The organism is Pseudomonas sp. ME-P-057 (assembly GCF_030208975.1).
In the GTDB taxonomy this organism is placed as follows: domain Bacteria; phylum Pseudomonadota; class Gammaproteobacteria; order Pseudomonadales; family Pseudomonadaceae; genus Aquipseudomonas; species Aquipseudomonas lutea.
Map to the genome: position 1 here is coordinate 1 of NZ_JARVSX010000006.1, position 3,598 is coordinate 3,598.

Below are 3,598 nucleotides of genomic sequence, written 5' to 3' on the forward strand. Positions count from 1 at the left end.
TACTTGAACTGATCCTCGTTGGAGGTCTGTCCGTCGATGAACGCCTGGCCGGTACGCGAGGTGACGGCTTGTTGCACCAGACGCTGTTCGTAGAGGCCATCGCCCAGGCGCTTGGCGCTTTCGTCGGGGTTGTAGCCGAGGCCCGCGAGCAGGTAGTCCGAGCTCATGAACTGCTTGAGGTCGGTGAGCACCGGGTTGGTTTCGATCAGGTATTTGCCGGTGTTGGGCGTGGCTGCGGTGGACGGCAGGCCCTGAACTCGGGCGACGGTTTGTGCGGTCGCGGAATGGCTTGTTGCGATGGCGCTTGCGCCGGTGCCGGCAGTGCCTGTAGAGCCCCGAGTTTCTGAGGAGGCATAACGCCTGCTACACCTCCGACGCCTGTGACACTTGCGATACCTGCGACCTGGTCGACGGCTGCAATGCCGCCAATGCCGGCCTGGTGACTTGGAACCGAGGATCCGCCGTTGCCTGAATCGCCGGGTGTGGAAAGGTTGAATACTTGAAAGAGCGCGTCCCTTTTAACGAGATTTTGCTCCCGTTACGGAGCGAAAATTATGCTGAAAAGGGCGAATTGTGCAGGTAGACCGCAGGTCGTCAGGCTGTGAGACAAGAGGACTGCACAAAGAGTACAGCTTGAGTACAAGAAGACTACAGGATGGGTGCAGGAAGGCGGCAAAAGGGTGCAAATAGGGTGCAAAACACCGGCGCAAGGCCGGTGTCGACAGCGCCTGATCAAGTTGGGCATATTAAAAACTACATGTGTCGAATATCAGATAAAAAATCATAAAATTCTTTTTCTGTCATCTCAAACTCTGGCCCTTCGACCATCGCCATTAGTGACACCAACGCAATGTCTAAATCTTTTGCGAGAGAAATATTTGGATCCTGGTAAATATCAAGTGCCTCTTTTGATATTTTAAAAATATTAAATCCATCAGCAACTACTACTCTTTCAAGTCTGTCAGCCACTATGTCTCCCATGCTCATTGCTGCTCCCAACTCTTTAGCTCTGCTCCGGTCGGAGGGTAGTGCTGAGCATCAACCGGCTGCCCATTAATACTTTTCGGGTGGACACGGATTACTTCTCCTGCATGGTCGTAGCTTTCCATCCATTGCCTCGTACTGCCCGTTTTAGGATCAAACTCCGTGGCGAAAGAAGCACCCCGAGTAGGTCCTTCTGTCCTTGCAGGAACCTCTTGTGTGTAGTAACGAATACGGCCATCAGGCAGTGTTCTAGTGACCGCTGCTGTTTCTTGAGCTTTTTGTAGTCCTGATAGTTTCGCTCTCAATGCAGCTTGGGCATTTGCACTTGTGGCTTCAGTAGCTACAGCTTCTCCCGTTGTAGCAGTAGCTTTTGCACCACCTGCAGGCCGGCTTCTTCCCATCATGCCCATCGACGAGATTGCACGCAACGATTCGCGGATGCCAACCATCTGCGCGTCGCTCATCTCCCACTTATCCTGAAGGGTCTGGGCTATCGCATCGGCAGACTGGCCTGCTGTGATACCGGCCAACATATTCTGGAACTCAAAGTTTTCCGCTACCAAGCGTCCATAAGCCACTTGGGCTTGTTGGGAGGCTCCACCTACCAAGTCTTTGAGGTGTTCCTGGTCGGCTTGAGCCGCTGCCGCCAGACTCGAGGACGTTTTGCAAGCGGTGATATCCGCTGCGCACTCGTTAATAGCCGCGATCTCGCGATCGCGACTTAAATCCCTGAAGGTTTGCTGAGCTTTTTCGACGCATCCGGCATCACCCTCGGCGCACACGTTGAGTGAGTTGGCAGCTCTCTCTAAATCACTGTGCGTGAGGTAGTTATATTGCGTTGCGTTGGCCGCAATATTTGCGGCGATCTCAGGATCGCCTCCCGTGACCACCGTCGTTAACACAGCAACCAACTGAGTCATGGCGACCAAGTTCGCCTGCGCCTGGGCCGATGCCGGACTGGCCGGGTCATATCCTTCCGGGAGTGCCAATTTAGCCAAATACTGCACTAATCCTTCTGTCGCGCCACCAGCGATTGCGCCAGTTTGGAAATCGCCACCCATTGCCATCGACTTCAATCCGCCCAGCAAAGCGTGCGCAGCAATTTTGGTCGGGCTTCCGTCCGCGAGCGTTGTGCTTCCCAGGCGCTGCGCGCCCATGGCGCCGGCAATATCAATGACTGCACTCAATGCGCCTTCGCCAAGGCTGTCAGTCAGGCTTCCGCCATTGATCACAGTTTTCACGAATGACTGGGCGATTACGTTCATTGCCACTTTTTGGGCACTGGCAAGATCGAAGTTCAACTTCGTAGGGTCATAGCCAAGCTGCGAAGCCACGCCAGCGGTTGCTGCAGAGGTTAAGTAACCCTTAACCGCACTGGACGAGGTGACGTCTTTAAAGACCGCACCAAGGTTGCCGCCATTATTGATAGTACTCACGGACGCATTTGTGGCGGCACTCGCGGCCACTGCCCCAGCCATGGCGCCGGCGGTACCGCCACCAGCAAATGCGGCTGCTGCAGGACCGACGATGGCAGCCATGAAGATAGCTATCGCTAGTTGCGCCGCGACACCTAATCCCGAGTTGCTGTACTTAAATGATTGATGTATCTCCTGCACCAAATGCCAGTCGACATCACCCCGCTTCTCGGCATCCTTCAGCCATGCCAGATCAGGATCGGCCTTAACCATCGCATCAATGGCTTGACTAACGGTTTGCTGGTTCACCTGCTTGACGTCGATATTCAAACCACCAACTGCGTTGATGACCAGATTTCCTTTTGCGGTCAGTTCACTTTGGCGCAGGATTTCATTGGTGCTGCCTTTGCCGGACATCGAGTTCCAGGCGGCATTGCTATTACTCTTGGAATGATTCTCCTGATGCAGGTCTTTAACGCCCTCGAAGTTGATCGCGCCGCCGCTGTTGATCGTCAGGTCTTTACCGCTGTTGAGTTTGGCGACCTGATAGGTTTGATCGCCGCCGCTCACCAGCACCATGTTTCCACCAGAGCTGATTTCACTGCTGATGTTGGTGACTTGCGTGACTTCGTCGTGCTTGGTTTTCTTGGCGCCGAAGGAGCCTTTTTTCTTCATGTCGTACAGCGAGTAATCGTTGTCCTGCGCGGCCAGGATTTCGAGTTTGTTGCCTGCAGCCAGGTACGCCTCGTCGTTGGCGGCGATGCGGCTGGAGGTGACGGCCAGGTTTTGCCCGGCACTCACAGCCACGCTACCGCCCGCCGTAATCTCGGTCTGGACCTGGCTGACGTGGTCTTCCTGCTTTTTGACCTTCTTGCTCTTGCTGTACGAATGCTCCTCATCCGCCGCCGAGCTGATGGTGACGTCTTCGGTGGCAGCCATGGCGATGTCGCGTTTGGCGTCGATCTGGCTGGCGATGGCGTTGATGTCTCGCCCGGCCTGAACCGAGAGGTCGCGGCCTGCGCTGACCGTCGAGCCGATCTGGGTGATGTCGCTGCTGGTGTGTTTGCGATTCAGCACGAGGCTGTCGGTCAGCTGGGTCGAAGCGGTGTTGACGTCTCTTCCAGCGTTCAGCGCCATGTCGCGCCCGCTCTGGAGCGCGCTGCCGATGTTGTTGATGTCTCGGCCAGCCGAAACGCTCA

2 protein-coding genes and 1 pseudogene are annotated in these 3,598 nt (G+C 55.4%); all 3 read right to left on the minus strand.

All coding sequences use genetic code 11. From position 1 onward, the window contains the following. A pseudogene (locus QRN48_RS25255) lies at nt 1-308 on the minus strand (hypothetical protein); the annotation flags it as partial. A gap of 445 nt (nt 309-753) precedes the next feature. Then, on the minus strand, nt 754-987 hold the full coding sequence (locus QRN48_RS03315) for a hypothetical protein (protein ID WP_191946135.1): 234 nt from the start codon (nt 985-987) through the stop codon (nt 754-756). Beyond that, a partial coding sequence (locus tag QRN48_RS03320; protein ID WP_285348880.1) for a DUF637 domain-containing protein occupies nt 984-3,598 on the minus strand: 2,615 nt, incomplete at its 5' end. The genes QRN48_RS03315 and QRN48_RS03320, both read right to left, overlap by 4 nt.

What these genes read in the sequence shown, in the direction of transcription:
- QRN48_RS03315 (WP_191946135.1), bottom strand. Translation starts at nt 987, where the DNA reads ATGAGCATGGGAGACATAGTGGCTGACAGACTTGAAAGAGTAGTAGTT.